This window comes from Pseudomonas meliae, assembly GCF_001400515.1.
Lineage (GTDB): Bacteria > Pseudomonadota > Gammaproteobacteria > Pseudomonadales > Pseudomonadaceae > Aquipseudomonas > Aquipseudomonas amygdali.
The window spans coordinates 849-2,466 of sequence record NZ_LJQT01000501.1; the positions used below are offsets into that span (position 1 = coordinate 849).

The following is a 1,618-nucleotide window of genomic DNA, read 5'->3' on the forward strand; positions in this document are numbered from 1 at the left end:
GCATGCGACGCGGAGCGTCGCACGATAGTCAACGTACGCAACGGCATTCCGGCCCGAAACGTCGCACGATAGTGAGATGCTCGCGTCCGCTTTTGAGCTGTGTCAGGCATGCCCTTTCTGCGCCTTGGCGCGCATCTTTGCGCACATGATGGTCATTTCGTCATACATCGCCTGTGGCTGGTTGCGCTTCAGGTCCCAGGCCATTCGGCCTTCTTCGTGGGGCAGGATCATGAACTCGCCTGCGGCTACCTGCCTGAAGATGTAGTCGGCAATATCTGCGGCAGTGATCGGTGACTTCTCCAGCAGTCTGCCGATCTGCGCTTTCATGGCAGGCGTCGGGCCTCGAAACGAATCCAGCAAGTTGGTCTGAAAGAACGACGGACAAACCACATGCACGGCGACGCCCTGATCATGCACTTCAACCAGCAGGCTTTCGGAAAGTGCCACAACCCCTGCCTTGGCGACGTTGTAATTGCTCATCGCCGGGGCCTGCATCAACGCGGCCATCGACGCAATGTTGATGATTTTGCCTTTGCTGGCCTGCAACATAGGCAAAAACGCCTTGCAGCCTTTGACGACCCCCATCAGGTTGATCGCGATCTGCCAGTCCCAGTCTTCCAGCGACAGCTCGTTGAAGAAGCCACCCGATGCCACGCCCGCGTTGTTGACGATGATGTCGATGCCGCCCAGTCGCTCTTCACATGCCTGAGCAAACGCCGTGAGCTGACTGTAATCGCGAACATCGCAACGCTGAACGAACCCGTCACCACCCGCCTCGCGCACCAGCGTCAGGGTCTCCTGCAGACCGGCATCGTTGATGTCCGACAGCGCCAGCCGCCAGCCTTCGCGCGCCCAGCGCAGTGCAATTTCACGACCCAGACCTGAGCCGGCGCCAGTAATCATGATGCGGTTTTGCATAGCCGAGTGCCTTGTGATGTGCAGGAGTTGCCTGAGTGTAATCACAGCCGGGGCCCTACAACCCCACCATCAAGGCGCTGAATGCCTGGAGCAAACCCGAAGCTCATGAATGCCGCACGCGTGATACGAAACGCATCAATAACAGGCCGTACACCGACACATTGACCAACAGCACAATGCCCCCCAGCCACAGCTGTATGCCCGGCGTAAGCCCGACAGGGTAGATCAGCGGAATCAGATAATGCTCGACGAAGCCGCCGTCATATCCTTGCTCACCGGCTGTGCGGCGCAGTGTGTTTTCCAGCGGTGTCAGTGGGCAGTACAGATGCAGAAACTCAACCGCAGCCCCCCACGCAACTGCCGGAACGTGTAGTAATGCCAGCCACGGCCTGCTCACTACCAGCAGACCGCCGAACAGCACGAATACGATGAACAGTAGATGAAACGCGACCACGGCATCTGCCGCCACTCGATAAAACATCTGCGCGCCCCCTGCTGGATTTCAATCAGGTCATCTGTGCAAATCAGCGGAGAATTTTCACGTCATTTAGTTCAATAATTTTTAAGATCATTTCAGGCACTTTCCATCAACTAGACCCGAATTATTGTCGGACAAAAACACATCAAGTCCATGATTTTAATGATTTTTTAGATATGTAAGAAATTATTAAAAATAGATGAAACTGAACCGCCCCGGGTT

Annotated in this window: 2 protein-coding genes; both read right to left on the reverse strand. The window is 55.6% G+C overall.

The annotated features are described in order from the left end of the window. Positions 1-102 precede the first annotated feature (102 nt). A complete protein-coding gene (locus tag ALO64_RS23480; protein ID WP_002552556.1) occupies positions 103-918 on the reverse strand; it encodes an SDR family oxidoreductase in 816 nt (271 codons plus the stop codon). Between the two features lie 103 nt (positions 919-1,021). Continuing rightward, a complete protein-coding gene (locus ALO64_RS23485; RefSeq protein ID WP_002552555.1) occupies positions 1,022-1,399 on the reverse strand; it encodes a DUF2784 domain-containing protein in 378 nt (125 codons plus the stop codon). Positions 1,400-1,618 lie beyond the last annotated feature (219 nt).